Origin of the sequence: Streptomyces endophytica, from assembly GCF_026153355.1 — a bacterium.
Taxonomy (GTDB): domain Bacteria; phylum Actinomycetota; class Actinomycetes; order Streptomycetales; family Streptomycetaceae; genus Streptomyces; species Streptomyces endophytica.
Genome location: NZ_CP110636.1, coordinates 1121108 through 1146469, shown reverse-complemented (window position 1 = coordinate 1146469; position 25362 = coordinate 1121108). Strand labels below are relative to the sequence as shown.

The following is a 25362-nucleotide window of genomic DNA, read 5'->3' as shown; positions in this document are numbered from 1 at the left end:
TGAGAACGTTGCAAGAAGGAGCACCCTCCATGCCCGTGTACGACTACGTCGTGGTCGGCGGTGGTACCGCCGGTTCCGTCATCGCCTCCCGCCTCACCGAGGACCCGGACGTCACGGTCGCCGTCATCGAGGGCGGCCCGTCCGACATCGACCGCGAGGACGTGCTGACGCTGCGCAAGTGGCTCGGCCTCCTCGGCGGCGAGCTGGACTACGAGTACACGACCACCGAGCAGCCCCGCGGCAACTCGCACATCCTGCACAGCCGGGCCAAGGTGCTCGGCGGCTGCTCGTCGCACAACACCCTGATCTCCTTCAAGCCGCTGCCGTCCGACTGGGACGAGTGGGAGGCGGCCGGCGCCACCGGCTGGGGTGCGAAGGAGATGGACCCCTACTTCGGCAAGCTGCGCAACAACATCGTGCGGGTGGCGAAGAAGGACCAGAACCAGATCGCCACGGACTGGATCGAGGCCGCCAAGACGGCGCTCGGCGTCCCGGAGGTCGTCGGGTTCAACGACCAGCCCTTCGACGAGGGCGTCGGCTTCTTCGACCTCTCCTACCACCCCGAGAACAACAAGCGGTCGTCCGCCTCGGTCGCCTACCTGCACCCGCACATCGAGGCCGGCGACCGGCCGAACCTCACGCTGATGCTGGAGACCTGGGCGCACAAGCTGGAGCTGGACGGCACCACCGCCAAGGGCGTCCACGTCCGCACGAAGGACGGCGCCGAGGTCTACGTCGAGGCCGCCCGCGAGGTGCTGGTGTGCGCCGGCGCCGTCGACACCCCGCGGCTGCTGATGCACTCCGGCATCGGGCCGAAGAAGGACCTGGAGGCGCTCGGCATCCCCGTCGTGCACGACCTGCCGGGCGTCGGCGAGAACCTGATCGACCACCCCGAGTCGGTGATCGTCTGGGAGACCAACGGGCCGATCCCGGGCAACTCCGCGATGGACTCGGACGCGGGTCTGTTCGTCAAGCGGGACCCGGAGCACAAGGGCCCCGACCTGATGTTCCACTTCTACCAGATCCCGTTCACCGACAACCCCGAGCGGCTGGGCTACGAGCGTCCCGAACACGGCGTCTCGATGACCCCGAACATCCCCAAGTCCCGCTCCCGCGGCCGCCTCTACCTCACCTCCGCGGACCCCGAGGTCAAGCCCGCCCTCGACTTCAAGTACTTCGAGGACGAGGACGACTACGACGGGCAGACCCTCGTCGACGGCATCAAGCTGGCCCGCGAGGTCGCCCAGGCGGAGCCGTTCAAGAAGTGGCTCAAGCGCGAGGTCTTCCCCGGTCCCCACGTGACCGACGACGCGGAGATCAGCGAGCTGGTGCGCAAGGCCGCGCACACCGTCTACCACCCCGCCGGCACCTGCAAGATGGGTGCCCCCAATGATGAACTCGCCGTCGTCGACCCGGAGTTGAAGATCCGCGGTCTGCACGGCATCCGGATCGCCGACGCCTCGGTCTTCCCGACGATGCCGGCCGTCAACCCGATGCTGGGCGTGCTCATGGTGGGGGAGAAGTGCGCCGAACTGCTCCACAAGGCTCCTACCAAGGGAGGTGATGCGTGATGGCTACCACCTCCGCCGGCGCATCCGAGATACCCAACGCCCGTAAAGCCGCCGACGCCGCGGAGGACGCCCGCGAGGTCGTCTTCTCCGTCCGGCACCTGTGGAAGGTCTTCGGCCCCAAGGCCGACAAGATCCCCGACGACACCTCCGTCACCGGACTGAGCGCCCAGGAACTGCGCGAGCAGACCGGCTGCACCGCCGCCGTCCGCGACGTCTCCTTCGACGTCCACAAGGGCGAGGTCTTCGTCGTCATGGGCCTGTCCGGCTCCGGCAAGTCCACCCTCGTCCGGTGCCTGACCCGGCTGATCGAACCGACCGCCGGCGACCTGGAGATGGACGGCGAGGACGTCCGCGCCATGGACCGCACCGCACTGCGCGAACTGCGCCGCCGCCGCGCCGCCATGGTCTTCCAGCACTTCGGCCTGCTGCCGCACCGCACCGTCGTCGACAACGTCGCCTACGGCCTGGAGATCCAGGGCGTCGGCAAGACCGAACGGCGCGAGAAGGCCAACGAGATGGTCGACAAGGTGGGCCTGGCCGGACTGGAGAAGCGCCGCCCCGGGCAGCTCTCCGGCGGTCAGCAGCAGCGCGTCGGACTCGCCCGCGCGCTCGCCGTCGACCCCGAGGTCCTGCTCTTCGACGAGCCGTTCAGCGCGCTCGACCCGCTCATCCGCCGCGACATGCAGGAAGAGGTCGTTCGCCTGCACCGCGAGGAGGGCCGCACCATGGTCTTCATCACCCACGACCTCGCCGAGGCGCTGCGGGTCGGCGACCGGATCGCCCTGATGCGCGACGGCGAGATCGTCCAGCTCGGCACCCCCGAGGAGATCGTCGGCTCCCCGGCCGACGACTACGTCCGCGACTTCGTCCGGGACGTCCCCCGCGAGCAGGTGCTGACCGTCCGCCGCGCGATGCGCCCGGCCGAGGACGGCGAGGCCGACCAGGGTCCGGCGCTGGCCGCCGACACCCTGATCTCGGACGCCATCGAGGCGGTGGCCCGCTCCGGCGGCGCCGCCCGGGTCGTCGACGGCGGCCGCTGCCTGGGCGTCGTCGACCACGCCTGCCTGCTCAACGTGGTCGCCCGGATCGACGAGGACCGGCCCGGCGAGGTGGCTGCCTGATGATGTACGCCGCCACCCCCCGCCACGGCGCCGTCCGCGCCGTCGGCTCCAGAGCCCCCGTCGCCTCCCGCCGCTCCCGGCTGCGCGCCGCGCTGCTGCGCCGCTGGCGCGAGGCCCAGCGCGCCGCCGCCCTGGGCGTGCCGACCGGCACCGTGAAGCGGGGGCGCGCATGAGTACCGCGTCCGCACCCCCCGCCACTCAGCGCGGCCTCGGCGCCGACGCACCCAAGGCCAACCCGGCCCGCGCCCTGCTGGCCCGCCGCGGCGTCGCCAAGCTCCTGCTGCTCGCCGTCGCCGCGGCCGTCCTGGTCCCCGTGGTGCACGCCGCCTGGCCCGGCGCCGCCTGGCCGTCCGCGCTCACCGTCGACCTGTCCGGGCCGCTCGGCAAGACCAGCGACTGGATCATCAACAACCGCGACAACCACTGGCTGTTCGTCTACTTCCTCGGCCACCTCTCCAACGCCGTGGTCATCTCCGTCCGCGCGGTCTATCTGCTGCTGCTCGCCCTCGGCTGGGCCGGCGTGACCACCGGCGTCACGCTGATCGCCTGGCGGGTGGCCGGCTGGCGGATCGCCGCCACTGCGCTGGTCTCCCTCCTCGTCAGCGGGGCGCTCGGGATGTGGGTCCCGACCATGCAGACGCTGGCGCTGATGGTCGTGGCGGTCGCCGTCTCGGTCGCCGTCGGCGCCCTGCTCGGACTGGGCGCCGGCCTCTCCGAGCGGCTGTTCCGGATCCTGCGCCCGGTCCTCGACACCATGCAGGTGCTGCCGGCCTTCGCCTATCTGCTGCCCGTCGTGCTGATCTTCGGCATCGGCGTGCCCGCCGCGCTGCTGGCCACCGTCATCTACGCGGCCCCGCCGATGGCCCGGCTCACCGCGCTCGGACTGCGCGGCGCCGACCCCGGCGTACTGGAGGCGGTCTCCTCGCTCGGTGCCACCGGACGGCAGCGGCTGCTGACCGCCCGCCTTCCGCTGGCCCGCAAGGAACTGCTGCTCGGCGTCAACCAGACGATCATGATGGCGCTGTCCATGGCCGTGATCGCCTCGGTGATCGGCGCGGCCGGCCTCGGTGACCGCGTCTACCAGGCGCTCGCCTCCGTCGACGTCGGCGCCGCGCTCTCCGCCGCCATCCCGATCGTGCTGCTGGCCATCGTCATGGACCGCACCACCGCCGCGGCCGGCGCCCGGATCGGCGCGGCCGACAACACCGCCACCGCCGGCCCGGCGTGGCTGCGCGGCTGGCAGGTCTGGACCGGCGTGGCCGCGCTCACCGCCCTGCTGGCCCTGGCCGGCCGGCTGACCGGCTCCGCGGTCTGGCCCGGTGCCTGGTCCGTGGACATCGCCCACCCGGTCAACGACTTCAAGGAGTGGATGGTCAACCACCTCTACTCCGGCGTCCCGCTCATCGGCGGTACCGCCGACTGGGCCGCGCACTTCACCAACTGGGTGCTCAACCCGCTGCGCGACGGCCTGACCGCGCTGCCCTGGTACGGCACGCTGCTCATCGTCGCCGCGCTGGCCTGGCTCATCGGCACCTGGCGCACCGCCCTGACCGCCGTCCTCGCGATGGCCGCCATCGGTGTGCTGGGCGTGTGGAAGCCGTCCATGAACACCCTCTCCCAGGTGCTCGCCGCCCTGATCGTGACCCTGGTACTGGGCTTCGGCACCGGTGTCCTGGCGGCCGGCAGCAAGCGGTTCGAGGCGATCCTCCGCCCGGTCCTGGACGTCATGCAGACCATGCCGCAGTTCGTGTACCTGATCCCGGTCGTCGCCCTGTTCGCCGTGGGCCGCGCCCCGGCCGCCGCGGCCGCGGTCGTCTACGCGCTGCCCGCGGTCATCCGCATCACCACCCAGGGCCTGCGCCAGGTCGACCCCGCCGCGATGGAGTCGGCCCGCTCGCTGGGCGCCACCCGCTGGCAGATGCTCCGCCAGGTGCAGCTGCCGCTGGCCCGGCCGGCCCTGCTGCTCGCCGTCAACCAGGGCGTGGTCCTGGTCCTCGCCGTGGTCATCATCGGCGGCCTGGTCGGCGGCGGTGCCCTCGGCTACGACGTGGTCACCGGCCTGGCCACCGGAGACCTGGCCCTCGGCCTGGTCGCGGGCGTGGCCATCGTGTGCCTGGGCCTGATGCTCGACCGGGTCACCCAGCCCACGGAACGCCGTACGACGGGGAAGGGAGCCTGATCATGTCCCGTACGCGCAAAGCCTTCCTCGGTACGACCGTGCTCGCCGGCACGGTGGCGCTCTCGCTGTCCCTGTCCGCCTGCGGCAAGGCCGACATGACCAAGCAGACCTCGCCGTTCGCCGCGGCCAAGGGCTCGAAGTCGGTCACACTGTCCGTGCAGACCTGGGTCGGCGCGCAGTCCAATGTGGCCGTCGCCAAGTACCTGCTGGAACACCAGCTGGGCTACCACGTCGACACCGTCCAGGTGGACGAGATCCCCGCCTGGGACGCCCTCAGCCAGGGCCGGGTCGACGCGATCCTGGAGGACTGGGGCCACCCGGACCAGGAGAAGCGGTACGTCAAGGACAAGAAGACGATCACCGCGGGCGGCGGCAACGGTGTCACCGGCCACATCGGCTGGTACGTCCCCAAGTACTGGGCCGACAAGCACCCCGAGGTCACCAACTGGAAGAACCTCAACAAGTTCGCCAAGCAGCTGCGCACGTCCGAGAGCGGCAACAAGGGCCAGCTGATGGACGGTTCGCCGTCCTACGTCACCAACGACAAGGCGCTGGTGAAGAACCTCCACCTCAACTACGAGGTGGTGTTCGCCGGCTCCGAGGCGGCCCAGATCACCCAGATCCAGCAGTTCGCCAAGGAGAAGAAGCCCTTCCTCACGTACTGGTACGAGCCGCAGTGGCTCTTCAACCAGGTGCCGATGGTGGAGGTCAAGCTCCCCAAGTACACCGACGCCTGTGCGGAGAAGGGCACCAAGGACCCGCAGTCCATCGACTGCGCGTACCCCACCACCCCGCTCCAGAAGTACTTCAACACCAACTTCGCCAAGAGCGGCGGCAGCGCCGCGGCGTTCCTGAAGAACTTCAAGTGGACCAAGGACGACCAGAACGAGGTCTCCGAATCCATCGCCTCAAGCGGCCTGTCCGCCGATGAGGCGGCCAAGCGGTGGGTGGACAAGCACCCGGACGTCTGGAAGGCCTGGCTGCCGAAGAAGAAGTAGGCGGTCGCCGGCCGGACGTCGGACGAAGGGGGTGCGGGCCCGTGGGCCCGCACCCCCTTTCTCGTGCGCCGGGCGGGCCCTTGCCTACGGGCCGTCCGGGCGGCACAGCCGCACGGTGCGTTCCGGCTCGGTCCGGTACGAGTGGTCGAGCCGCCACCCCTGCTCGGCGGCCACCCGCAGCACCGTCTGGGCGCCGGCCGCGCGGTAGTGCCGGCTGCTGACGGTGACCCGGCGCAGGATCCGGCCGTCGTCGTCGGCGGTGTAGTGGCCGCGCCGGTCGCGGGCCTGCTCCGTGGCGAACCGCTTGGCCAGATACTTCCGCAGAGGGGCCGCGTACGCCTCCGGGTCGCGGCGCAGCTCCAGCGTGCGCAGCCGCGGCAGGAAGACGAACGTCAGCAGCGGCATCGCGAGCCGGGCGGGCAGCGGCCCCCAGGGCGCGCCGGGCGGCGCCGGCGGGCCGTGCGGGTCGGGCACCCCGGTGTGCGCCGGGGGCGGCAGCAGCCGGAAGAGGTGCACCTTCTGCGTGCCGGCGCGGTGCCGGGACCAGTCCACCGACCAGCCGTGGCGCCGGGCCAGTTGCTCGACGCCGCCCGCGCCCAGTCCGCGGTAGTGGCGCAGCGGCAGCTGTGCGGTGGCCCGCCGGACGCCGCTCGGCGGGAGCAGGGCCGGCGCCCAGCCGCTGTTCTCCTCCGCCTTGGCGAACCGTTCCCGCAGCAGTTCCTCGGTGAACGGCGCCCAGTCCTCGGCCCGGCCGTGCCACTCGATGCGCAGCCGCCGCCAGGAGAGCGCGGCCTTCGAGAAGCTGAACACCCCCGGCGGCGGGCCGACATTGGCGTTGCCGGCGCCGTCGAGCCAGATCGCGAGGACGACCAGCCCGACCGCGACCAGGACCCACAGCGGGAGGTAGACGAACTGCAGCACGAACTGCGCCACCAGCCCGGTCCGGGACCGCCGCGGCGCCGGCCCGGCACCGCGCCCGGGCCCCTGCGGCGGCTTGCTGAACGACGGGGCCGCGGGCCCGGGTCCGGGGCCGGGTGGGGACATGGGTCTCCTCATCGGATGGCGCGTGGCGGGGTGTTGTCCGAAAGGAGCCTAGAACCCATCGGACCGGCCCTGCTGCGCCGGGTGGGGGCTCACCCGTTCGGATGGTGGCCGGGAGGTTCGGCCCGGCGCACGGGCCGGGACGCCCGAGGATGCCACCATGCCGCTTCCCCCGAAATGCCCACGACCGACTGTGACGACTGGTTGTGGAAGGACACCACCCAGACCAGTACCGACTGGGACAACTGGCGCTGGTGGTGCTGCCGTTGCCAGAAACAGTGGTACCCCACGGCGGAACAACTCGGGGAGTTCCGCCATGGGGCATCAGGAGGACCGGGCGGACCGGGACGGCAGCCGCGCGCCGCCGCGTACCGGGACCCGAGGGTGCCCGCCGCCCGTCCGTGACGCGCGGCGGTCCGCACCGGCTCAGGCGTTGTGCAGGCTCGCCCGCCAGTAGCCCTGCACACCGGCGTCGAGGGCCTGGAGCTTGTCGATCCCCTTGCCGAAGGAGGCGTGGCGCGGGGTGGCCTTCCAGGTGGCGGAGAGGGTGGCCGCCCCACGGACCAGGCGCGGCGTGCCGCCGCCCTTGATGTCCACCGCCGCGTTGACGTTGGTCACCGTCGCGCCGCCGCCCTTGAGCTGGGTGGCCCGGCCGCCCTTGGCCAGGTACTGCACCCACACCTTCTCGGTGGTGACCGGGATGCCGAAGATCTCCTCCGACATCGCGAAGCCGACCCGGGTGTTCACCGCACCGGCGACCTTTCCCTTGGCCTCGACCCGCACCTCCTTCACGAAGGACACATCCGGGTTGTACGGAGTGGCCCTGCGCAGGCCGCCGGGCCGGGTGGTGCCCTTCAGCGACGCGGTGAGCGCCTGGTAGACCTTGCGGTTCTGCAGGTAGCCGACGAACTTCTGCTGCTTGGCCTTCGGCAGCGCGCGGAACGCCGTGAGGGTCCGCTTCGCCTCGGGGGTGTGCCGGGACGCCAGGTACTGCAGGTAGCCCGTGACCGTCAGCTTGCTCATGAGCGAGTGCTGCACGGCGCCCACGGGCGCCGGCGGCGCCGGCCGGCCGGCGGCCGAGGCCGTGGGTGCCAGCACCGCGAGCGCCGCCGCGCCGGCCACGGCGGCTGACCCGATCCGGCGCATGGTGGAACCGCTGCTCATGAAATCTCCTCTTGCTCAGTTCCGGGGTACGGAGGGGAGACCGAGCGTACGAACGGGGCCGCCGGGGCGGTATTGACCCTTTGGCCGGTGCCCCTCGGGACAGGCCGGGGCCGGGGAGATCCACTTCCCAAACACGTACCGGCGGTTTAGGAACCCTTTAAGATCTGCGGTAAGTGCTCTTTCCGGCCATGTGGCCTCGCTTTGCTGGGCAGTTACCGACCGTGACGCCGCTCATGCCGGGCCGAGGTCGCGTCGGGCGGTCACCGCGCCCGCCTCCCGGAATGCCGGGGCGGACCGCGGACCGCAGCGCACGATGACCGCACGCCCATGTTCGTCCGCCGGAACCCCGACTCGACCAACCGGGGAGAAAGCGGGTCGACCGTGCCCAGCAGGACTCATAAGCAGAATACGGGGAAGGTAGAACTGCTTTGCCTCAGAGTCATACGTGCAACAAAAGTGACCTATCGGCTGCGCGGATAACCGTGGCGTACCCCACGAGCCCGCGCCCGACACCGGGAGACCCCTCCAGAATCCCTCATCTGACGCCGCGCGAACGCCAAGTGCTCATCCTCATCGGGAAAGCCGCGTCCAATCGGGAGATCGGGCAGCAACTCGGCATCACCGAACGCACCGTCAAGGCTCACCTGGCCAATCTCATGACCAAGATTGAGGTGGCCACCCGTATCGAAGCGGCCATCTTCGCCTACGCGCACCATCACGACATCAGCCCGCCGGACGGCAGTCTCCCGGTGGACCGTTCGTAATCCCGGCAGGCCGCCGGAAACCTCCTCGCCCTCGGGACGGGCGAGGAGGTTCCTTTACCTTCGGCCGAAATCCTCAATTCCCCTCGGTGGCCGTCCCTTTCGGTCAATGGCCGGAAGTCCGTTGGCCATCCGTCCGATGCCCGAAGAGGCAATAGCGGAATGCCGGGCGGCGGCGGAAGACTCTTTCCGGGCGATCACCGACAACCGGTGCGCCGCGAGAGAGAGAAGAGGAGTTCCATGCGCAAGACGATGCGGATGGCCGCCACCGCCCTCGCCGCCGCGGTCACGCTGGGTGTCGCGGCACCCATGGCCAGTGCGGCCCAGCACTCCCGGACGCCGGTCGTCTCCTCGGTCCAGGTGGGCGCGGTCCGCTCGGCCGGTGACGTGAACACCCTCACCGCGGTGACCTACGCGGCCGGCCTCGACAAGGCCCAGGCGCCGGGCATTTCGGGCAAGGACGCCAAGGACCGCGCCAAGGCGATCGTGAAGTTCCTCAAGAAGGTGCTCGGCAAGCACTACAAGGAGGCCAGGGCCGCCGCGAAGAAGGGCGTCGCCGCCTTCCGGAAGTGGGTGAAGACCCTCAAGCCGTCGAGCCCGGTCCGGATCGTCCTGGAGAAGGTCGACAAGTACGTGCTGGAGCTGATCGTCAAGCTCCTGCGGTAACCACCCGCCACCGGCCCACCTCCAGGAGAGGCTCAGGACCACCCCCGAGGTCCTGGGCCTCTCCGTCTTTCGTCCCCCGACCGCTGCCTGCCTCCTGTGGGGGGAGCGTGGGCGGCACTCGGCCCCGCACCGCTGCCGCCGGTGCGGGGCCGTCCGACGTGCGGTGACCCCTCCCGTTATGTCCCCGGGCCTCTCGGCCCTGGCCGTCTCCCGGGCCCTGAGGGGCGGCATAGTAGGGCGCAGTCCGAGACGGGACATGACACAGCACACCATGGCGCCGCGTGCCGCGGCCGCCACGCACCGGGGGGACTTCCGCTTCCATGCCTGCCATCCGCCGTTCCACCGCCGCGGCCGTCGCCGTGGCCGCTTTGCTCGCGGTCACCGCCACCGGGTGCGGCCCCAGCGACGACAAGGCCGCCGCGCCCGGCAGTTCGGCCGCCGCCGACCAGAAGGGCCCGGGCGACGGGGGCCTGAAGCTGCCCAAGGGCATGCCGACCAGCATCGACGGCCTGAAGAAGTGGAAGGACGGCGGCTGGAACGACTGGGGTGACTGGGCCCGCAAGGCCTCGGACTTCGCCAACCCGATCATCAAGGACCACTGGAAGGCCGACCGGCTGGCCAAGGCCAAGGCCGCCCCGGAGATCGGGGTGAACGCCACCGGCGCGGGCAGCGGATCCGCCTCCGACCCCGAGCCGCGGCCGGTCACCGCCGAGCAGGTCGCCCGCCCGTACCACCAGCACATGGCGCCGGTCGGCAAGATCTTCTTCGACAGCCCCAAGGGCCCGATGGTCTGCTCCGGCACGATCGTCGAGGACCCCGCGCACCCGGGGAAGTCCAACCTGGTGTGGACCGCCGGCCACTGCGTGCACTCCGGCAAGCAGGGCGGCTGGATGCGCAACATCGTCTTCGTCCCGTCGTACAACGACAACGGCGTCCCGATGAACCAGGTCGGCGCCACCCCCGCCCAGCAGGTCACCCCCTACGGCCGCTTCTGGGCGGACTGGATCACCACGTCCGGTGAGTGGATCAACATGGGCAGCGAGGAGACCGGCAACGGCGGCTCGGCCTACGACTTCGCGGTGCTGCACGTGAAGCCGGAGAACGGCAGCGGCAAGTCGCTCCAGGAGACCGTCGGCGCCGCCGCCCAGGTGTGGTTCAACGCCCCCTCCGCCGACGGCATCAGCTCGCTCGACGCGTTCGGCTACCCGGCCGCGCCCCCGTACGACGGCGCGCGGATGATGAACTGCCCGGCCCGCCCCGGCCGGCTGGTCATGCAGCAGGGCACGCCCGCCATGCACCGCATCGGCTGCACGATGACCGGCGGCACCTCCGGCGGCGGCTGGTTCGTCAACCGCGGTGGCAAGCTGACCCTGGTCTCCAACACCTCCATCAGCTCCAACGCGCACACCTGGCTGGCCGGCCCGCACCTCGGCCCCGAGGCGCAGCGGGTCTTCGACGGCATCAGCCGCAAGTTCGCCGGCCAGTAGCCGGCCCCGCCCGCTCCCTGCGGCGGAACGTCCTCCTACGGCCCCGGCGGCAGCGCCCGGCACAGCGCCGCCAGGGCCGCCGGGAAGGCACTCTCGGACGGGGTGGCATAGCCGACGACCAGGCCGTGCCGGGGCGGCGTCGATGCCTCCGGATGGCGGTACTCCGACAGTCCGTCGAGGGCCAGGCCCTGCCAGCGGGCGGCCCGCAGCGCGGCCCGCTCGTCCGACTCGCCCGAACCGTCCGGGAGTTGGAGGACGGCGTGCAGCCCGGCGGCGATGCCGGTGACGCGCAGCCCCGGCGCATGGCCGGCCACCGCGTCGACCAGCTGGTCCCGGCGCCGCCGGTAGCGCTGCCGCATCCGGCGGACGTGCCGGTCGTAGGCGCCGGACGTCAGGAACTCCGCGAGGGTGAGCTGGTCGGTGACCCCGGCCCAGGCCTCCCGTTCGCCCTTGGCCGCGAGGACCGCGTCGACCAGCCGGCCGGGCAGCACCATCCAGCCCAGCCGCACCGCGGGCGACAGGCTCTTGCTGACCGAGCCGAGGTGGATCACCCGCTTCGGGTCCAGGCCCTGCAGGGCGCCGACCGGCCGGCGGTCATAGCGGAACTCGCCGTCGTAGTCGTCCTCGATGACGTAACCACCGCCGGACCGCGCCCAGTTGATGGCGGCGGCCCGGCGGTCGGGGTGCAGCGGGACGCCGGTGGGGAACTGGTGGGCCGGCGTGAGCAGCACCGCCCGCACCTCGTCCAGGTCGGCCAACTCCCGGTGTCCGCGCCGAGTTCGTCGACCGCCAGGGGGCGGGTGAGCGTGCCGGCCGCGGCCAGGAGCTGCCGGTGGAAGGGCAGGCCGTACGACTCGACGGCGAGCGGGCCGGGCAGGACGGCCGGGAACAGCAGCCGCAGGGCGTGCGCGAAACCGGAGCAGATGACGATCCGGCCGGGGTCGGTGCGGACGCCGCGGGTGCGCGCCAGATAGTCGGTCAGCGCGCGGCGCAGTTCCGGGCGGCCGCGCGGATCACCGGGCCCGAACGCGTCGTCGGGGGCGGCGGTCAGCGCCCGGCGGGCGGCGGCGACCCAGGCCGTGCGGGGGAACGCGGCGGCGTCCGGCTGCCCCTGGAGGAGGTTGTGCCGGGGGCGGGCCGCCGGGACGCGGTGGGCCGGGGCCCGGGTGGGCGTCAGCGGCTGCGCCCGGTGTGCCACACGGGTGCCGGAGCCCTGGCGGGCGGTGAGCCAGCCCTCCGCGACGAGTTCGGCGTAGGCGTCGGCGACGGTGTTGCGGGCGAGGCCCAGGTCCGCGGCGAGCGAGCGGTACGGCGGCAGGCGGGTGCCGGGGGCCAGTCGCCCGGACCGTACGGCCTCGCGGAGCGCGCCGAGCAGGGCGGCGCGGCGGCCGCCCGGACCGGTCAGTTCCAGATGCAGATCGGCGCCCAGCCCCGTGGCGGAATTGACCCATGATTCCGGCATGGAAATGCACCCTACAGCCGGTCGCCCGGACTCATAGATTCACAGCATGACGAACACCGCAGGGCATGAGACGACGAACACCGCAGCCGCCCACGAAGCAACCGGAGCCACCGAACTCCGCGCCCCCCGGGTCAATTTCGCCAAGGCCGCTCCCAAGGCCTTCCGGGCGCTGATCGGCTTCGACGCCGCGGCTCGCGAGGGGCTGGACCCGGCCCTGGTCGAACTGGTCCAGATCCGGTCCTCGCAGCTCAACAAGTGTGCCTACTGCCTGCACATGCACACCACCGACGCCCGCAAGGCGGGGGAGAGCGAGGAGCGGCTGCACATGGTCGCCGTCTGGGAGGAGGCGGCGCACTTCTTCACCGACCGGGAGCGGGCGGCGCTGGCGCTCACCGAGGCCGTCACGCTGGTCGCGCACGGCGGGGTGCCGGACGCGGTGTACGAGCGGGCCGCCCGGCACTTCGCGGAGGACGAGCTGGCCCGGCTGCTGGCGCTGATCTTCACCATCAACACCTGGAACCGGATCGCGCTCAGCACCGGCAAGGTCGCCGGGACCGACGAACGCTGACGCTGACGCGGGGCCGGGCGGGGCCGACGAACGCTGACGCGGGGCCGGGCGGGGCGGGCGACCCCTGTACGCCCGCCCCACCGCGTCCCGTCCGTGGCGGCTAGCCCTCCGCGGGCCGCCCGCCCCGCAGCCGTTCGGCCACCTCCGCCAGCGTCGCCATCGCCGCGCGCTGCAGCCCGCCGCCGAAGGTGATCCGGGCCGCGCCCAGCGCGCCCAGCTCCTCCGGGTCGGGCCCGCCGGGCACCGCGAGGGCGTTCACCGGGCGGCCGATGGCGGCGGCCAGAGCGGACAGCAGCGCGGGCGGGGCGAGGATCGGGTAGACGCAGTCGGCGCCCGCCGCCGCGTAGAGCAGACCGCGGCGCACCGTCTCCGCCGTCTCCCGCTCGCCCTCGACGCCCCGCAGGTACGTGTCGATCCGCGCATTGATCACCAGCGCGTCACCGGCCTCGGCCCGTACCTCCGCCAGCCAGGCGGCCTGCTCCTCGGCGTCGCGCAGGGCGCCGGCGGCGTGGTCGCTGTCCTCCAGATTGCAGCCGGCCGCCCCGGCGTCCAGCAGCCGGCCCACCAGTTCCCTCGCGGACAGCCCGTACCCGGCCTCCACGTCCGCCGTGACGGGCACGTCCACCGCCCGTACGATCCGGGCGATCGCGGCGAACATCTCGGCCGGCGGCGTCCGGCCGTCCTCGTGGCCGAGGGCGGCGGCGATGCCCGCGCTGGGCGTGGCCAGCGCCGGGAAGCCGGCGTCGGCGAAGACCCGGGCGGCGGCCGCGTCCCACGGGCCGGGCAGGACCAGCGGCAGCCGCGGGCCGTGGTGCAGCGCGCGCAGCGTCGCGGCCGCGCTCACAGCTCCTGCCCCGGCGGCTGGCGGACCGTGACGTTGACCCGGTTCCAGTTGTTGATCGCGACGATCACCGCGAGCAGATGGGCCAGTTCGCGCTCGTCGAAGTGGGCCGCGGCCCGCTCGTAGACCGCGTCCGGGACGTGGCCCTCGGTCAGGACGGTGACGGCCTCGGTGAACGCCAGCGCGGCCCGTTCCCGCGCCGAGTAGAGGTCACCCGCCTCCTCCCACGCCGGCAACAGATCGATCCGCTGCCGGCTCACCCCGGCCTGACGCAGGTTCTTCACATGCATGTCGATGCAGAACGCGCACCGGTTGAGCTGCGAGGCGCGCAGCACCACCAGCTCGGCCAGGACCGGGTCGCCCAGGCCCTTCTTGGCGGCCGTGGTCAGTGCCAGCTGCGCCTGGTAGAAGGCGGGCTGCCGGCCCCAGAACTTCATACGGGCGGACATCGGTTCAGGCCCTCCCCGGGGTCATGCGGGTGGTCACGCCGAAGCGGTTCCAGGCGTTGATGGTGGTGATCAGGGCGATCAGCTGGGCGAGCTCGGGCTCCTCGAAGTGGGCCGCGGCCCGCTCGTACACCTCGTCCGGGACGAAGCCCTCGGTCACCACGGTCACGGCCTCGGTCAGCGCCAGCGCCGCCCGCTCCTTGCCGGTGTAGTACTCCTCGGCCTCCGCCCAGGCGCCGAGCAGGTAGATCCGCTCCTCGGTCTCCCCGGCCTCGCGGGCGTCCCTGATGTGCATGTCGAGGCAGAAGGCGCACTTGTTGAGCTGGGACGCCCGGATCTTGACCAGCTCGACCAGCACCGGGTCCAGGTCCTTCTTCGCCGCCGCGTCCAGCGCGATCATGGCCTTGTAGACCTCGGGCGCGAGCTTGGCCCAGTGCATCCGGGGGCCGGTTGATGTCGTCGTCATGGCCACGACGCTACGACCGTAATGGCGCACCGGTATGGTCCACTTCCATGGGGAATTCATGGGCCACTTTCGGCCGTGACCTGCATCTGGACCTCACCGGCCCCGGCGGGCTGCGGGCCGCCCTGATCCGCGCGCTGCGGGACGCCGTACGGACCGGACGGCTGACCCCGGCACCCGGCTGCCCTCCTCCCGCTCGCTCGCCGCGGACCTCGGCATCGCCCGCAACACCGTCGCCGACGCCTACGCCGAACTCGTCGCGGAGGGCTGGCTGAGCGCCCGCCAGGGCTCCGGCACCCGGGTCGCCGACCGCGTACTGCCGCGCACCGCCCCGCCGTGCGCCGCCCGCCCGGCCCGGCCGCCCGCCCCGGCCGGCCGCGCTTCGACCTCACCCCGGGCACCCCGGACGTCTCCGCCTTCCCCCGCACCGCCTGGCTCGCCGCCGCCGCCGCGCGCTGACCGCCGCGCCCAGCGAGGCGTTCGGCTACGGCGACCCGGCCGGCCGCCCCGAACTGCGCACCGTCCTCGCCGACTACCTCGCCCGCGCCCGCGGGGTCCGCGCCGACCCCGACCGGATCGTCGTCTGCACCGGCTTCATGCAGGGCCTGGCGCTGCTCGCCCGCACCCTGGGCACCGGCCGGCTGGCCGTCGAGTCGTACGGGCTGGACTTCCACCGCGACGTCCTCACCCGCGCGGGGCTGCGCACCGTCCCGCTCGTCGTCGACGCGCACGGCGCCCGCACCGAGGATTTGGCCGGGCTCGACGACGTCCGCGCGGCCCTGCTCACCCCCGCCCACCAGTTCCCCACCGGCGTCCCGCTGCACCCCGACCGGCGCGCCGCCGCCGTCAACTGGGCCCGGGCCACCGGCGGTTACGTCCTGGAGGACGACTACGACGGCGAGTTCCGCTACGACCGGCAGCCCGTCGGCGCCCTCCAGGGCCTCGACCCCGACCACGTGGTCTACCTGGGCACCGCCAGCAAGAGCCTGGCCCCCGCCCTGCGGCTGGCCTGGATGGTGCTGCCGGACCGCCTCGTCGACCCGCTGCTGGCCGTCAAGCGCACCGGCGAATGGCAGTCCGGCCAGCTGGAGCAGCTCACCCTCGCCGAGTTCCTCTCCTCCGGCGCCTACGACCGGCATCTGCGCGGGATGCGGCTGCGCTACCGGCGCCGCCGCGACCAGCTCGTCGCGGCCCTCGCCGAACGGGCACCCCACGTCCACGTCTCCGGCATCGCCGCCGGCCTGCACGCCGTCCTCGAACTCCCGCCCGGCACCGAGCAGTCCATCATCCAGGCCGCCCGCTGGCAGGCCCTCGCCCTCGAAGGCCTCACCCGCTTCCACGACCCCACCGCCCCCGACACCCCACGCGACGGCCTGGTGGTCGCTTACGGCACACCGCCGGAGCACGCGTTCGCGAGCACGCTGGACGCGCTGCTGGCGGTGTTGCCCGAGCCTCAGGGCTGAGGTCCGGCCCGGTCCGCCGTAGTGCCGGTGCGCCGGCGCGCCGTTCTACTGCGAGGACTTGTTCGGGAACTCCTCCGGGCGGGGAGGGCGCACTCGCTGACGGTCCCTTTCCTCCGCGGCGCCGAAACTCGCGTAATTCCTTCGAGCTTCCGTCAACGAGACGCGATTGGGTCCGCCAATGTACTCGTCTGCGTTGTGGTCGTCCTGTCCGTCGTCCTCCCATCCGCAGACCGGGCAAATCTCATAGAATCCTCTTTGCTCCAGGGTGAGAAATCCACAACAAGGGCAGGGGAGTTTTCCCGATGCGAACTCCTGACTGTCCTCCACAGCCCTTCCTTCATGGTGCTTCTTGATTCCCGTCGAGGGGATGTTGATTCCGCCGTGGTCCTCACCATCGGACTCGTCAGGTTTGCACTCGACCGACTACGTGGACACGGAACGCAGCGGATCGTTGATATCCACCGTGATCGACACACCGGAAGTGGAATTGAACACGGCGATATCTCCTGACACCTGAACCTCAGTGAAGGGGTTTGAGACTTGGAAGAAGATTACCCAGACGAGCGTGAGATCCGCATTCAGCCTTGCGCAGAAGCCATTGGATCCATGGGCTCCCTCGCCTCCCCAGAGAACCCCACCGTCCGTCAAAGGAACCGATCGCTGCCCGTCGACCGGGGTGACCCAGCCCGGTTCCTCCTCCAGAAACTCTTCGAGATCGAAAGCCTCCACGAGCTTCATTCCGCTGGGCGCAGCGGAGTCCATCTCCACCTCGTAAGAGCGGCCGTCCGGAAAGTGCAACGCATCCAGGGTCGGCAGGTTGTAATCCGTCCAGAGGCGTTCGATCGCACTCATTTATTCTTGCATCCCTTCCGCCTCCTCCGCTTTGCCACGTACGTATGCGGCGGCCGCTCCGTAAGGCCCTGGAGAGGAACAGGATTTCCGCGGCTATCCCTATTTTCCGACTTGGTCCTGCGGCGTTCGAACTCTTCGCCCCAGGTGCGACCAGTGGTCGAGGCCGGGTAGAGATCATTTGGATTGACCCGGTTGATGGTAACAGGCTCCCCATTTCACGCGCCGCATCAAGCCTTCGGTTGTCATGGCTGATGAGCTGACCGTCGACTTCCATCACTGAGCGCTGCCCCGGCCGTTTCCAATCCCATTCCCCGGCCCGCATTCTATCGGCGTAGTCGTGGGGGGAAACCGAACGCTGAGAGAAATTGATATCCGCTGGGTCAGCCCATTCGTGCTCACTCTCCGGGGAGAGTCCGAGTGGGTCGGCCCAGGTGAGCGGGTTGACGACGTAGGCCGCCGGGTGGGGCGCAGCTTCGAGCCCGAGTGGGTCCGGGGTGAGGAAGCGGCCGGTCTCGGGATCGTAGGCCCTGAAGTGGTACGTCTACTGGGCGGGATTGGCCGGAAATCGCCCTCTGTCGCCAACTGTCATGAGGGATACGGGAGTTACAGCTCCCGCAGGAACGAGACCCGGTCCAGTCCCGGGCCGTCGTAGTCCGTGTGGACCGGGGTGCCGTGCTCGTCGGAGTGATCGCCCGGCTCCAGGTGGAAACCCATGCGGGTGTGGTACGCGAGGGAGGCGCGGTTGTTGGGGCTGGTGATGCAGCGGACCCGGGTGCGGCCGGCCTCGTGCGCGAGGGCGAAGAAGCGTTCGTACAGGGCCCTGCCCACGCCGCCCCGCTTGCCGTCCGGGCAGACGCCGGCGAAGTGGATGTACGCCGTCGCCGGGTCGGTCTGGGAGAGGAAGCCGATCAGGAAGGCGTGCAGGGTGCCGTCGGGGCGTTCGACGAGGAAGCTGGTGTCGGCGAAGTGCTGCAGGAAGAGGCGGGGGACGAGCAACTTCCGTTGCAGTGCGCCGGCTTCACCGCCCAGGCCGCCCCACCAGTCGGCGAGTGCCGTCTGGAGGCGGGGGTGGTCCGGCGGTACGGGGTGGCGCAGCGACAGGTCCCCGGGGAGCGGGGCGGGAGAGGGGCGGCCGGCCTGCGTCATGGGTGCGTCATCCTTCGAACGGAGCGGAGGCGGTGAACTCACCCTAGGCACGCCGTGGTTGTCGCGCCCTAGCAGTCGGCCGCCGGCACCGCTTCCGGGGCCCGGTCCCGTTCCGCCGGCGCCTCCCCGAAGCGGGTCAGGAGGAGTGCGCCGGCGATGGCCAGGGCGAAACCCAGCACCGCCAGCGGGGCCAGGCCCTCGCGGGTGCGGTCGCCGAGCCAGGCGACGCCGACCAGGGCCGGGCCGATCGTCTCGCCGATCACCATGCCCGCGGTGGCGGTGGTCACCGAGCCGCGCTGGAAGGCGGTGGTCAGCAGCAGGAACGCCGCGCCGCCGCCGATCAGCAGGGCGTACGCGGCGGGGTTGGTGAGCAGGGCGAGCGGCGCGAAGTCGTCCAGCAGGCGGACCGCGACCTCCACCACGCCGAAACCGAAACCGGCGCCCAGACCGAGCGCCGCGGCCCGGGACCGTTCCGGCAACCGCCCCGCCAGCGCGCCGGCCGCCAGCAGCGCCACCGCGAACACCAGCGTCGCGATCCGCAGGCCCGGGGTGCCCCGCAGATGGCCCTCCGCGCCGGAGGCCAGCGCCAGCATCGCCAGCCCGCCGCAGACCACCGCCACCGCGGCCCACTCGCCGGGGCGCAGCCGGGTGTGCAGCACCGGCGCGGCGACCACGGCCGTCACCGCGAGGGTCGCCGCGAGCGCCGCCCCGACCGTGTAGATCGGCAGTGCCCGCAGCGCGACCAGCTCCAGCACGAAGCCCAGCCCGTCCAGGGCCAGACCGGCCAGATACCGCCACTGCCCGAGCACCCGCAGCAGCAGCCGCGGATCGACGCCGGAGTCCGTACCCGGCGCGGTGGAGCGCGCGGCGACGGCCTGGAAGACGGAGGCGGTGCCGAAGCACACCGCGGAGGCGAGGGCACAGACCATCCCAAGGAGCATGAAGCGACTGTAGGGGGCCAAGCCGGGAACCGGACGGGGGCCCTCCCGGACAGCGGGCGGGCCCCTTCTAGGCTGACGGGCGCACAGCACGTTCGTTCCCGTTGACGCGCACACCTGAGTCCGTCCACGGGAGATCACGGGGGAGACGGAAAATGGCCGAGAAAGCACGCCGCCGACTGCGGTCGAGCACGGTGATCCTGGGCGGCATGGGCGCCCTGGCCGCCGCCCTGACGTCCTGCGGCTCGGACCCGGACAAGCGCTGCGTGGACCGCAACAGCTACGACGTCGTCAAGGGCTACCGCGTCGTCGACGCCAAGAACTGCTCGGCGGGCGGCGGCTCGTCCACCGGCGGCTCGGGGACCGGCGGCGCCGGATCCGGTACGTCGGGCCGCGGCAAGCGCCCGGCCGACGCCCAGTGGTACTACGACCCGGACAGCGGCGGCGGCAAGTACGCCGACAACGGCACCTTCAGCCGGACCACGGCCGTCAACCGCGGCGGCTTCGGCTGCTCGGGAGGCCACGGCGGGCACGGGGGCCACGGCTCCTTCGGCGGCTGACCGGACACCGTACGGCCATGGAACGCCACACCATCGAGCCCCGCCCCGGCTGGCAGCAGACCGTCGAGGCGCAGGGCCTGATCTACCCCCTCACCCGCTACCCGGACGACTCGCTGCGCCCTACTGGGACGAGAGCGCGTACTACTCCTTCACCCTCCCGGAGATCGAGGCGCTGGAGGAGGTCGTCGAGGAGCTGCACGGCATGTGCCTGGCCGCCGCCGAGCACATCGTCGCCGCGACCGCTTCGCCGACCTCGGGATCACCGACCCCCGCCTGGCCGCGCTGGTCGCCGAGTCCTGGCGCCGGCGCGCCGAACTCCCCTCCCTCTACGGGCGGTTCGACCTGCACTACGACGGCACCGGCCCGGCCAAGATGCTGGAGTACAACGCCGATACGCCGACCTCGCTGGTCGAGGCCGCCAGCCCCCAGTGGTTCTGGATGGAGGAGCGCTTCCCCGGCGCCGACCAGTGGAACTCGCTGCACGAGCGGCTGGTCGCGGCCTGGAAGCGGCAGGCCCCGCTGCTGCCGCCCGGCGCTCCGGTGCACTTCGCGCACTCCGCGGGCGACGAGCTCGGCGAGGACCTGATGACCGTCGCCTACCTGGAGGAGACGGCCCAGCAGGCGGGCCTTCCGACCGTCAGCATCCCCGTGGAGGAGATCGGCTGGGACCGGCTCTCGGGCCGGTTCGTCGACCAGCGGCTGCGCTTCGTGCGGGCCTGCTTCAAGCTCTACCCGTGGGAGTGGCTGGCCACCGACGACTTCGGCCCGCACGTCCTGGACACCCTCGACAACGGCGGCGGCACCGGCTCCACCCTCTGGATCGAACCCGCCTGGAAGATGCTGCTCTCCAACAAGGCGCTGCTGGCGATCCTGTGGGAGCTCTACCCCGGCCACCCGAACCTGCTGCCCGCCTACCTGGACGGGCCGCGCGAGCTGGCGCACACCCGCGGCTACGCCGCCAAACCGCTGCTGGGCCGGGAGGGCGCCGGCGTAACCCTGCACCGGCCGGGCGACGAGCCGGCGCCGCGCGGCCCCGACGACCCGTGCTGCTACCAGGAGTTGGCGCCGCTGCCGGACTTCGACGGCAACCGGGTGGTGCTGGGCGCCTGGGTCGTCGAGGACGAGGCGGCCGGCCTCGGCATCCGCGAGTCGGCGGGACCGGTCACGGACGAGTACGCCCGTTTCCTCCCGCATGTGATCCGCTGACCCCGGCTGACCCCGGCTGACCCCGGCTGACCCGGGCTGACCCCGGCTGACCCCGGCTGACCCCGGCTGACCCGGGCGGATCCCGGCGGACGGGATGCGTACGGGTACGCGGACGTACGCGGTACGGGGCTGGCACAGCGGGCGGCCAGGGCCTCGCACCCGCCGCCGGCCGCCCGCTGCACGTCCGCGGCCCCCGTACGCCCCCGGCGAGCCGCCCGCACGCCCGCTTCTCACCCCTCCAGGACGTCCCTCAGCCGTTCCAGCCCCCAGTCCAGGTCCTCCTTGCTGATCATCAGGGGCGGCGCGAGCCGGATCGTCGCGCCGTGGGTGTCCTTGACCAGGACGCCGCGTGTCATCAGCTGCTCGGAGACCGCGCGTCCGGTGCCGCGGGACGGATTGACGTCCACCCCGCCCACAGTCCGCGGCCGCGCACCGCGTCCACCGTCCCGCCGCCCACCAGAAGCCCCAGCTCGCTGTGCAGATGCTCGCCCAACTCCGTTGCCCGCTGCTGGTATTCGCCGGTCCGCAGCATCGCGATGACCTCCAGCGCCACCGCGCAGGCGAGCGGGTTCCCGCCGAAGGTCGAGCCGTGCTCGCCCGGCGCGAAGACGCCCAGCACCTCGCGCGAGGACACCACCGCCGACACCGGCACCACCCCGCCGCCCAGCGCCTTGCCGAGCACGTACACGTCCGGGACCACGCCCTCGTGCTCGCAGGCGAAGGTCCGGCCCGTGCGGCCCAGCCCGGACTGGATCTCGTCAGCGACGAACAGCACGTTCCGGCGCCGGGTCAGCTCCCGCACGCCCGCCAGATAGCCGGGCGGCGGCACCCGTACGCCCGCCTCGCCCTGGATCGGCTCCAGCAGGACCGCGACGGTCCGCTCGTCGACCGCCGCCTCCATCGCGGCCAGGTCGCCGTAGGGGACGACCTCGAAACCGGGGGTGTACGGGCCGAAGCCGGCGCGGGCCTCGGGGTCGGTGGAGAACGAGACGATGGTGGTGGTCCGGCCGTGGAAGTTGCCGTCCGCGACGACGATCTTCGCCCGGCCGTCCGGGACGCCCTTGACCTGGTAGCCCCACTTGCGGGCGGTCTTCAGCGCGGTCTCCACGGCCTCGGCGCCGGTGTTCATCGGCAGCACCAGTTCCATCCCGCACAGCTCGGCCAGCTGGGCGCAGAAGTCGGCGAACCGGTCGTGGTGGAAGGCGCGGGAGGTGAGGGTGACCCGTTCCAGCTGGGCCCGGGCGGCCGCCAGCAGCCGCGGGTGGCCGTGCCCGAAGTTCAGCGCGGAGTACCCGGCGAGCATGTCCAGGTAGCGCCGGCCCGTCACATCCGTCATCCAGGCGCCCTCGGCGGTCGCCACGACCACGGGGAGCGGGTGGTAGTTGTGCGCGCTGTGGGCCTCGGCGGCGGCGAGGGCGGCTGCGATGCCGGGTTCCGTGGACGTCACCGTGACTCCGTTCCGGTAGACCGTACGGGGCGTGTGGAGTGAGGTGCCCATATGCCCCTCTATATTGCTCCTCAGGTCGTTCGTCCGGAAGCCGCCGGGGTGACCGGGGCGGCCGGGCGGTGCGGGCAGCGGGCCGTGAGGCGTTCCCGGCGCCGGGCCGTAGGGCGGAACGGGCGTTCCCGGCGCCGCGCGGTGGGACGGAACGGGTGTTCCCGGCACCGGGCCGCGCGCGGCCGTCTAGACTCGGCGGTGCGCATCGCGACTGGCGTACGGGGAAACGACCCCGAGGGAGCGCTGCGTGGCCACCACCACGAGGTGTCGCCCCGCCTGGGCACCCCGGGACCACGACCGGACCACCGATCGACCGCCCCGGAGGACGCCATGTCACTTCCGCAGTCCGCATCCCTCTCCCATCCCGCGCTGAGCGCCGCCGACCCCGAACTGGCCGCGCTGGTCGGCGCCGAGGAGCAGCTCCAGGCCGACACGCTGCGACTGATCCCCAGCGAGAACTACGTCTCCGCCGCCGTCCTGGAAGCCACCGGCACGGTCCTGCAGAACAAGTACAGCGAGGGATACCCGGGCCGTCGCTACTACGAAGGCCAGCAGAACATCGACCGCGTCGAGACCCTGGCCGTCGAGCGCGCCAAGGCCGTCTTCGGCGTCGAACACGCCAATGTCCAGCCGTACTCGGGCTCGCCGGCCAACCTCGCCGCCTACCTCGCGTTCGCCGAACCGGGCGACACCGTGCTCGGCATGGCGCTGCCGATGGGCGGCCACCTCACGCACGGCTGGGGCGTCTCGGCGACCGGCACGTGGTTCCGCGGGGTCCAGTACGGGGTGCGCGCCGACACCGCGCTCATCGACTTCGACGAGGTGCGCGAGCTCGCCCGCAAGGAACGCCCGAAGATCATCTTCTGTGGCGGTACGGCCGTCCCGCGCACCATCGACTTCGCCGCGTTCGGCGAGATCGCCCGCGAGGTCGACGCCGTCCTCGTCGCGGACATCGCGCACATCGCCGGGCTGGTCGCGGGCGGCGCCCACCCGTCGCCCGTCCCGCACGCGGACGTCATCTCCACCACCACGCACAAGACCCTGCGCGGCCGCGCGGCGCGATGCTGATGTCCCGGGCGAGCCACGCCAAGGCCGTCGACAAGGCGGTCTTCCCCGGTCTGCAGGGCGGCCCGCACAACCACACCACGGCCGCCATCGCGGTCGCCCTGCACGAGGCCGCCGCCCCGTCCTTCCGGGAGTACGCGCAGGCCGTCGTCGCCAACGCCAAGGCGCTCGCCGAGGCGCTGCTGGCCCGCGGCTACGACCTGGTCTCCGGCGGCACCGACAACCACCTGGTGCTGATCGACCTCACCTCGAAGGACGTCCCCGGCAAGGTCGCGGCCAAGGCCCTGGACCGGGCCGGCATCGTCGTCAACTACAACACGGTCCCCTTCGACCCCCGTAAGCCCTTCGACCCCTCCGGCATCCGCATCGGCACCCCCGCCCTCACCTCCCGGGGCCTGGGCACGGACCGGATGCCGCAGGTCGCGGAGTGGATCGACCGCGGCGTCCGGGCCGCGGCGAAGGGCGACGAGGACGCCCTCACGATGATCCGCAACGAGGTCGCCGAGCTGATGGCCGCCTACCCGGCGCCGGGGCTGGCTGTCGGGGAATAGCGGCCCCCACCTGCACGTTGTGGCCCCGCAGGGGGCCTCGCCATCCCCTACGGGATGCGTTCGACCACCCCCTGCGGGCCACCGCCCACGTGCCCCCGCCCCGCCCGACGCCGCGGGGGTCCCCCGCACGCCGCGGGGCTTTGCCCCGGCCCCCTGGTGCCCCCGCCCCGGCCCCTGGCGCCCCCGCCCCGCCCTCCCCACCCACCGGACGCCCTACCGCCCCCCGCGACCTGAGACAATCGGTCCATGGCTCTCGATCGTCCTCGTGTGCTCTCCGGTATCCAGCCCACCGCCGGCTCCTTCCACCTCGGCAACTACCTCGGCGCGGTGCGCCAGTGGGTGGACCTCCAGGAGTCCCACGACGCCTTCTACATGGTCGTCGACCTCCACGCGATCACCGTTCCGCAGGACCCGGCGGAACTGCGCCGCAACACCCGGATCGCGGCCGCCCAGCTGCTCGCGGCCGGCCTCGACCCGGAGCGCTGCACACTCTTCGTCCAGAGCCATGTGCCCGAGCACGCCCAGCTCGCCTGGGTCATGAACTGCGTCACCGGCTTCGGTGAGGCCTCCCGGATGACCCAGTTCAAGGACAAGTCGGCCAAGCAGGGCGCCGACCGCACCACCGTCGGCCTGTTCACCTACCCCGTGCTGATGGTGGCCGACATCCTCCTCTACCAGGCCGATCAGGTCCCGGTCGGCGAGGACCAGCGCCAGCACCTGGAGCTGACCCGCGACCTCGCGGACCGCTTCAACACCCGCTACGGCGACACCTTCGCCATCCCCAACCCGTACATCCTCAAGGAGACGGCGAAGATCTTCGATCTTCAGGACCCGTCGATCAAGATGAGCAAGTCGGCGTCCTCGCCCAAGGGCATCATCGACCTGCTCGACGACCCCAAGGTCACCGCGAAGAAGGTCAAGAGCGCCGTGACGGACACCGACACGGTGATCCGCTTCGACCGCGAGGCCAAGCCCGGTGTCAGCAACCTCCTCAGCATCCTCTCCACCCTCACCGGCACCTCCGTCCCGGACCTGGAGAAGTCCTACGAGGGCAAGATGTACGGCGCCCTCAAGACGGATCTCGCCGAGGTGATGGTCGATTTCGTCACACCGTTCCGGGACCGTACGCGGGAATTCCTCGACGACCCCGAGACGCTGGACTCCCTGCTGGCCAAGGGCGCGGAGAAGGCCCGCGCGGTCGCCGCGGAGACCCTCGCCACCACCTACGACCGGCTCGGACTCCTGCCGGCCAAGCACTGACGGAACGGTCCGCGCGGCCCGCCCCGGCTGGCCGCGCGGGCCCCGCCAGGGCCGC

General features: G+C 72.0%; 20 protein-coding genes, 6 pseudogenes and 1 riboswitch. Of the genes and pseudogenes, 14 read left to right on the top strand and 12 right to left on the bottom strand.

All coding sequences use genetic code 11. The features are described 5' to 3' along the window. Positions 1 to 29 precede the first annotated feature (29 nt). The 5 genes from OJ254_RS05185 to OJ254_RS05165 are packed head-to-tail and all read left to right on the top strand — an operon-like array spanning position 30 to position 5869. Complete coding sequence (locus OJ254_RS05185; protein ID WP_265361432.1) at positions 30 to 1571, top strand: GMC family oxidoreductase; 1542 nt, start codon at positions 30 to 32, stop codon at positions 1569 to 1571. Further along, entirely contained in the window at positions 1571 to 2692 is a 1122-nt protein-coding gene (locus OJ254_RS05180) for a quaternary amine ABC transporter ATP-binding protein (protein ID WP_265361431.1), read from the top strand. Before OJ254_RS05185 ends, OJ254_RS05180 begins: the two co-directional genes overlap by 1 nt. Beyond that, positions 2692 to 2865 (top strand): hypothetical protein, encoded by a 174-nt coding sequence (locus OJ254_RS05175; protein WP_261956083.1) that lies wholly within the window; start codon positions 2692 to 2694, stop codon positions 2863 to 2865. The genes OJ254_RS05180 and OJ254_RS05175 overlap by 1 nt, the downstream gene beginning before the upstream one ends. Next, a complete protein-coding gene (locus OJ254_RS05170; RefSeq protein WP_265361430.1) occupies positions 2862 to 4871 on the top strand; it encodes an ABC transporter permease in 2010 nt (669 codons plus the stop codon). The genes OJ254_RS05175 and OJ254_RS05170 overlap by 4 nt, the downstream gene beginning before the upstream one ends. A gap of 2 nt (positions 4872 to 4873) precedes the next feature. Continuing rightward, complete coding sequence (locus OJ254_RS05165; protein WP_265361429.1) at positions 4874 to 5869, top strand: ABC transporter substrate-binding protein; 996 nt, start codon at positions 4874 to 4876, stop codon at positions 5867 to 5869. A gap of 84 nt (positions 5870 to 5953) precedes the next feature. On the opposite strand, the gene OJ254_RS05160 is transcribed toward OJ254_RS05165, so the two are convergent. Then, positions 5954 to 6913 carry a hypothetical protein gene (locus OJ254_RS05160; RefSeq protein ID WP_265361428.1) on the bottom strand — a complete coding sequence of 320 codons (960 nt, stop codon included), beginning with the start codon at positions 6911 to 6913 and terminating at the stop codon, positions 5954 to 5956. A 423-nt stretch (positions 6914 to 7336) separates the two neighbouring features. Next, positions 7337 to 8074 carry a hypothetical protein gene (locus OJ254_RS05155; RefSeq protein ID WP_265361427.1) on the bottom strand — a complete coding sequence of 246 codons (738 nt, stop codon included), beginning with the start codon at positions 8072 to 8074 and terminating at the stop codon, positions 7337 to 7339. Between the two features lie 482 nt (positions 8075 to 8556). On the opposite strand from OJ254_RS05155, the gene OJ254_RS05150 reads away from it, so the two are divergent. From OJ254_RS05150 to OJ254_RS05140, 3 genes are all read left to right on the top strand, one after another. After that, positions 8557 to 8838 carry a response regulator transcription factor gene (locus OJ254_RS05150; protein ID WP_261956078.1) on the top strand — a complete coding sequence of 94 codons (282 nt, stop codon included), beginning with the start codon at positions 8557 to 8559 and terminating at the stop codon, positions 8836 to 8838. A gap of 237 nt (positions 8839 to 9075) precedes the next feature. Further along, positions 9076 to 9501: a hypothetical protein gene (locus OJ254_RS05145; protein WP_265361426.1), complete on the top strand. Its 426-nt coding sequence runs from the start codon at positions 9076 to 9078 to the stop codon at positions 9499 to 9501. 320 nt (positions 9502 to 9821) lie between these two features. Then, positions 9822 to 10988, top strand: coding sequence for a trypsin-like serine peptidase (locus OJ254_RS05140; protein WP_265361425.1), 1167 nt, complete (start codon positions 9822 to 9824; stop codon positions 10986 to 10988). 35 nt (positions 10989 to 11023) lie between these two features. On the opposite strand, the pseudogene pdxR (OJ254_RS05135) reads toward OJ254_RS05140, so the two are convergent. Continuing rightward, positions 11024 to 12450 (bottom strand): annotated as a pseudogene (gene pdxR / locus OJ254_RS05135) (MocR-like pyridoxine biosynthesis transcription factor PdxR). Positions 12451 to 12496: 46 nt separating this feature from the next. Here pdxR (OJ254_RS05135) and OJ254_RS05130 point away from each other — a divergent pair. Beyond that, complete coding sequence (locus tag OJ254_RS05130) at positions 12497 to 13018, top strand: carboxymuconolactone decarboxylase family protein (RefSeq protein WP_265361424.1); 522 nt, start codon at positions 12497 to 12499, stop codon at positions 13016 to 13018. Positions 13019 to 13118: 100 nt separating this feature from the next. Here the strand turns inward: OJ254_RS05130 and OJ254_RS05125 are convergent, their stop codons facing one another. Genes OJ254_RS05125 through OJ254_RS05115 form a run of 3 tightly spaced genes read right to left on the bottom strand, consistent with a single transcriptional unit; the run spans position 13119 to position 14771 of the window. Then, the gene (locus tag OJ254_RS05125) at positions 13119 to 13862 is read right to left on the bottom strand and encodes an isocitrate lyase/PEP mutase family protein (RefSeq protein ID WP_265361423.1); all 744 of its coding nucleotides are present in this window, start codon (positions 13860 to 13862) and stop codon (positions 13119 to 13121) included. Then, positions 13859 to 14308: a carboxymuconolactone decarboxylase family protein gene (locus OJ254_RS05120; protein WP_265361422.1), complete on the bottom strand. Its 450-nt coding sequence runs from the start codon at positions 14306 to 14308 to the stop codon at positions 13859 to 13861. Before OJ254_RS05120 ends, OJ254_RS05125 begins: the two co-directional genes overlap by 4 nt. 4 nt (positions 14309 to 14312) lie before the next feature. Then, positions 14313 to 14771 carry a carboxymuconolactone decarboxylase family protein gene (locus OJ254_RS05115; RefSeq protein ID WP_265361421.1) on the bottom strand — a complete coding sequence of 153 codons (459 nt, stop codon included), beginning with the start codon at positions 14769 to 14771 and terminating at the stop codon, positions 14313 to 14315. 47 nt (positions 14772 to 14818) lie between these two features. On the opposite strand from OJ254_RS05115, the pseudogene pdxR (OJ254_RS05110) reads away from it, so the two are divergent. Further along, a pseudogene (gene pdxR, locus OJ254_RS05110) lies at positions 14819 to 16231 on the top strand (MocR-like pyridoxine biosynthesis transcription factor PdxR). Between the two features lie 45 nt (positions 16232 to 16276). On the opposite strand, the gene OJ254_RS31410 reads toward pdxR (OJ254_RS05110), so the two are convergent. From OJ254_RS31410 to OJ254_RS05090, 5 genes and pseudogenes are all read right to left on the bottom strand, one after another. Further along, positions 16277 to 16558, bottom strand: coding sequence for a CPCC family cysteine-rich protein (locus OJ254_RS31410; protein WP_423835832.1), 282 nt, complete (start codon positions 16556 to 16558; stop codon positions 16277 to 16279). Between the two features lie 96 nt (positions 16559 to 16654). Next, positions 16655 to 17083, bottom strand: a complete 429-nt coding sequence (locus OJ254_RS05105) for a hypothetical protein (RefSeq protein ID WP_265361420.1) — start codon at positions 17081 to 17083, stop codon at positions 16655 to 16657. 352 nt (positions 17084 to 17435) lie between these two features. Continuing rightward, positions 17436 to 17618: pseudogene (locus tag OJ254_RS31405) on the bottom strand (RHS repeat-associated core domain-containing protein); the annotation flags it as partial. A 68-nt stretch (positions 17619 to 17686) separates the two neighbouring features. Beyond that, positions 17687 to 18229, bottom strand: coding sequence for a GNAT family N-acetyltransferase (locus OJ254_RS05095; protein WP_265361419.1), 543 nt, complete (start codon positions 18227 to 18229; stop codon positions 17687 to 17689). Between the two features lie 68 nt (positions 18230 to 18297). Beyond that, positions 18298 to 19170, bottom strand: a complete 873-nt coding sequence (locus OJ254_RS05090; RefSeq protein WP_265361418.1) for a hypothetical protein — start codon at positions 19168 to 19170, stop codon at positions 18298 to 18300. Positions 19171 to 19322: 152 nt separating this feature from the next. On the opposite strand from OJ254_RS05090, the gene OJ254_RS05085 reads away from it, so the two are divergent. Next, positions 19323 to 19727, top strand: a complete 405-nt coding sequence (locus tag OJ254_RS05085; RefSeq protein WP_265361417.1) for a hypothetical protein — start codon at positions 19323 to 19325, stop codon at positions 19725 to 19727. Positions 19728 to 19744: 17 nt separating this feature from the next. Next, positions 19745 to 20933 (top strand): annotated as a pseudogene (locus OJ254_RS05080) (glutathionylspermidine synthase family protein). Between the two features lie 230 nt (positions 20934 to 21163). Here the strand turns inward: OJ254_RS05080 and rocD are convergent. Beyond that, positions 21164 to 22431 (bottom strand): annotated as a pseudogene (gene rocD, locus OJ254_RS05075) (ornithine--oxo-acid transaminase). A 197-nt stretch (positions 22432 to 22628) separates the two neighbouring features. Beyond that, positions 22629 to 22720: riboswitch (ZMP/ZTP riboswitch) on the top strand. Positions 22721 to 22761: 41 nt separating this feature from the next. Here rocD and OJ254_RS05070 point away from each other — a divergent pair. Both OJ254_RS05070 and trpS read left to right on the top strand, forming a co-directional pair. Next, positions 22762 to 24047, top strand: a pseudogene (locus OJ254_RS05070) (serine hydroxymethyltransferase). A gap of 246 nt (positions 24048 to 24293) precedes the next feature. Then, positions 24294 to 25307, top strand: coding sequence for a tryptophan--tRNA ligase (trpS, locus tag OJ254_RS05065; protein ID WP_265361416.1), 1014 nt, complete (start codon positions 24294 to 24296; stop codon positions 25305 to 25307). The last annotated feature ends 55 nt before the right edge of the window (positions 25308 to 25362 follow it).

Coding starts and splice junctions, on each gene's coding strand:
- OJ254_RS05140 (WP_265361425.1), top strand. CDS start 9,822: ATGCCTGCCATCCGCCGTTCCACCGCCGCGGCCGTCGCCGTGGCCGCT.
- OJ254_RS05155 (WP_265361427.1), bottom strand. CDS start 8,074: ATGAGCAGCGGTTCCACCATGCGCCGGATCGGGTCAGCCGCCGTGGCC.
- OJ254_RS05170 (WP_265361430.1), top strand. CDS start 2,862: ATGAGTACCGCGTCCGCACCCCCCGCCACTCAGCGCGGCCTCGGCGCC.
- OJ254_RS05160 (WP_265361428.1), bottom strand. CDS start 6,913: ATGTCCCCACCCGGCCCCGGACCCGGGCCCGCGGCCCCGTCGTTCAGC.
- OJ254_RS05165 (WP_265361429.1), top strand. CDS start 4,874: ATGTCCCGTACGCGCAAAGCCTTCCTCGGTACGACCGTGCTCGCCGGC.
- OJ254_RS05090 (WP_265361418.1), bottom strand. CDS start 19,170: ATGCTCCTTGGGATGGTCTGTGCCCTCGCCTCCGCGGTGTGCTTCGGC.
- OJ254_RS05180 (WP_265361431.1), top strand. CDS start 1,571: ATGGCTACCACCTCCGCCGGCGCATCCGAGATACCCAACGCCCGTAAA.
- OJ254_RS05175 (WP_261956083.1), top strand. CDS start 2,692: ATGATGTACGCCGCCACCCCCCGCCACGGCGCCGTCCGCGCCGTCGGC.
- OJ254_RS05145 (WP_265361426.1), top strand. CDS start 9,076: ATGCGCAAGACGATGCGGATGGCCGCCACCGCCCTCGCCGCCGCGGTC.
- OJ254_RS05085 (WP_265361417.1), top strand. CDS start 19,323: ATGGCCGAGAAAGCACGCCGCCGACTGCGGTCGAGCACGGTGATCCTG.
- OJ254_RS05130 (WP_265361424.1), top strand. CDS start 12,497: ATGACGAACACCGCAGGGCATGAGACGACGAACACCGCAGCCGCCCAC.
- OJ254_RS05185 (WP_265361432.1), top strand. CDS start 30: ATGCCCGTGTACGACTACGTCGTGGTCGGCGGTGGTACCGCCGGTTCC.
- OJ254_RS05095 (WP_265361419.1), bottom strand. CDS start 18,229: ATGACGCAGGCCGGCCGCCCCTCTCCCGCCCCGCTCCCCGGGGACCTG.
- OJ254_RS05120 (WP_265361422.1), bottom strand. CDS start 14,308: ATGTCCGCCCGTATGAAGTTCTGGGGCCGGCAGCCCGCCTTCTACCAG.
- OJ254_RS05115 (WP_265361421.1), bottom strand. CDS start 14,771: ATGACGACGACATCAACCGGCCCCCGGATGCACTGGGCCAAGCTCGCG.
- trpS (WP_265361416.1), top strand. CDS start 24,294: ATGGCTCTCGATCGTCCTCGTGTGCTCTCCGGTATCCAGCCCACCGCC.
- OJ254_RS05105 (WP_265361420.1), bottom strand. CDS start 17,083: ATGAGTGCGATCGAACGCCTCTGGACGGATTACAACCTGCCGACCCTG.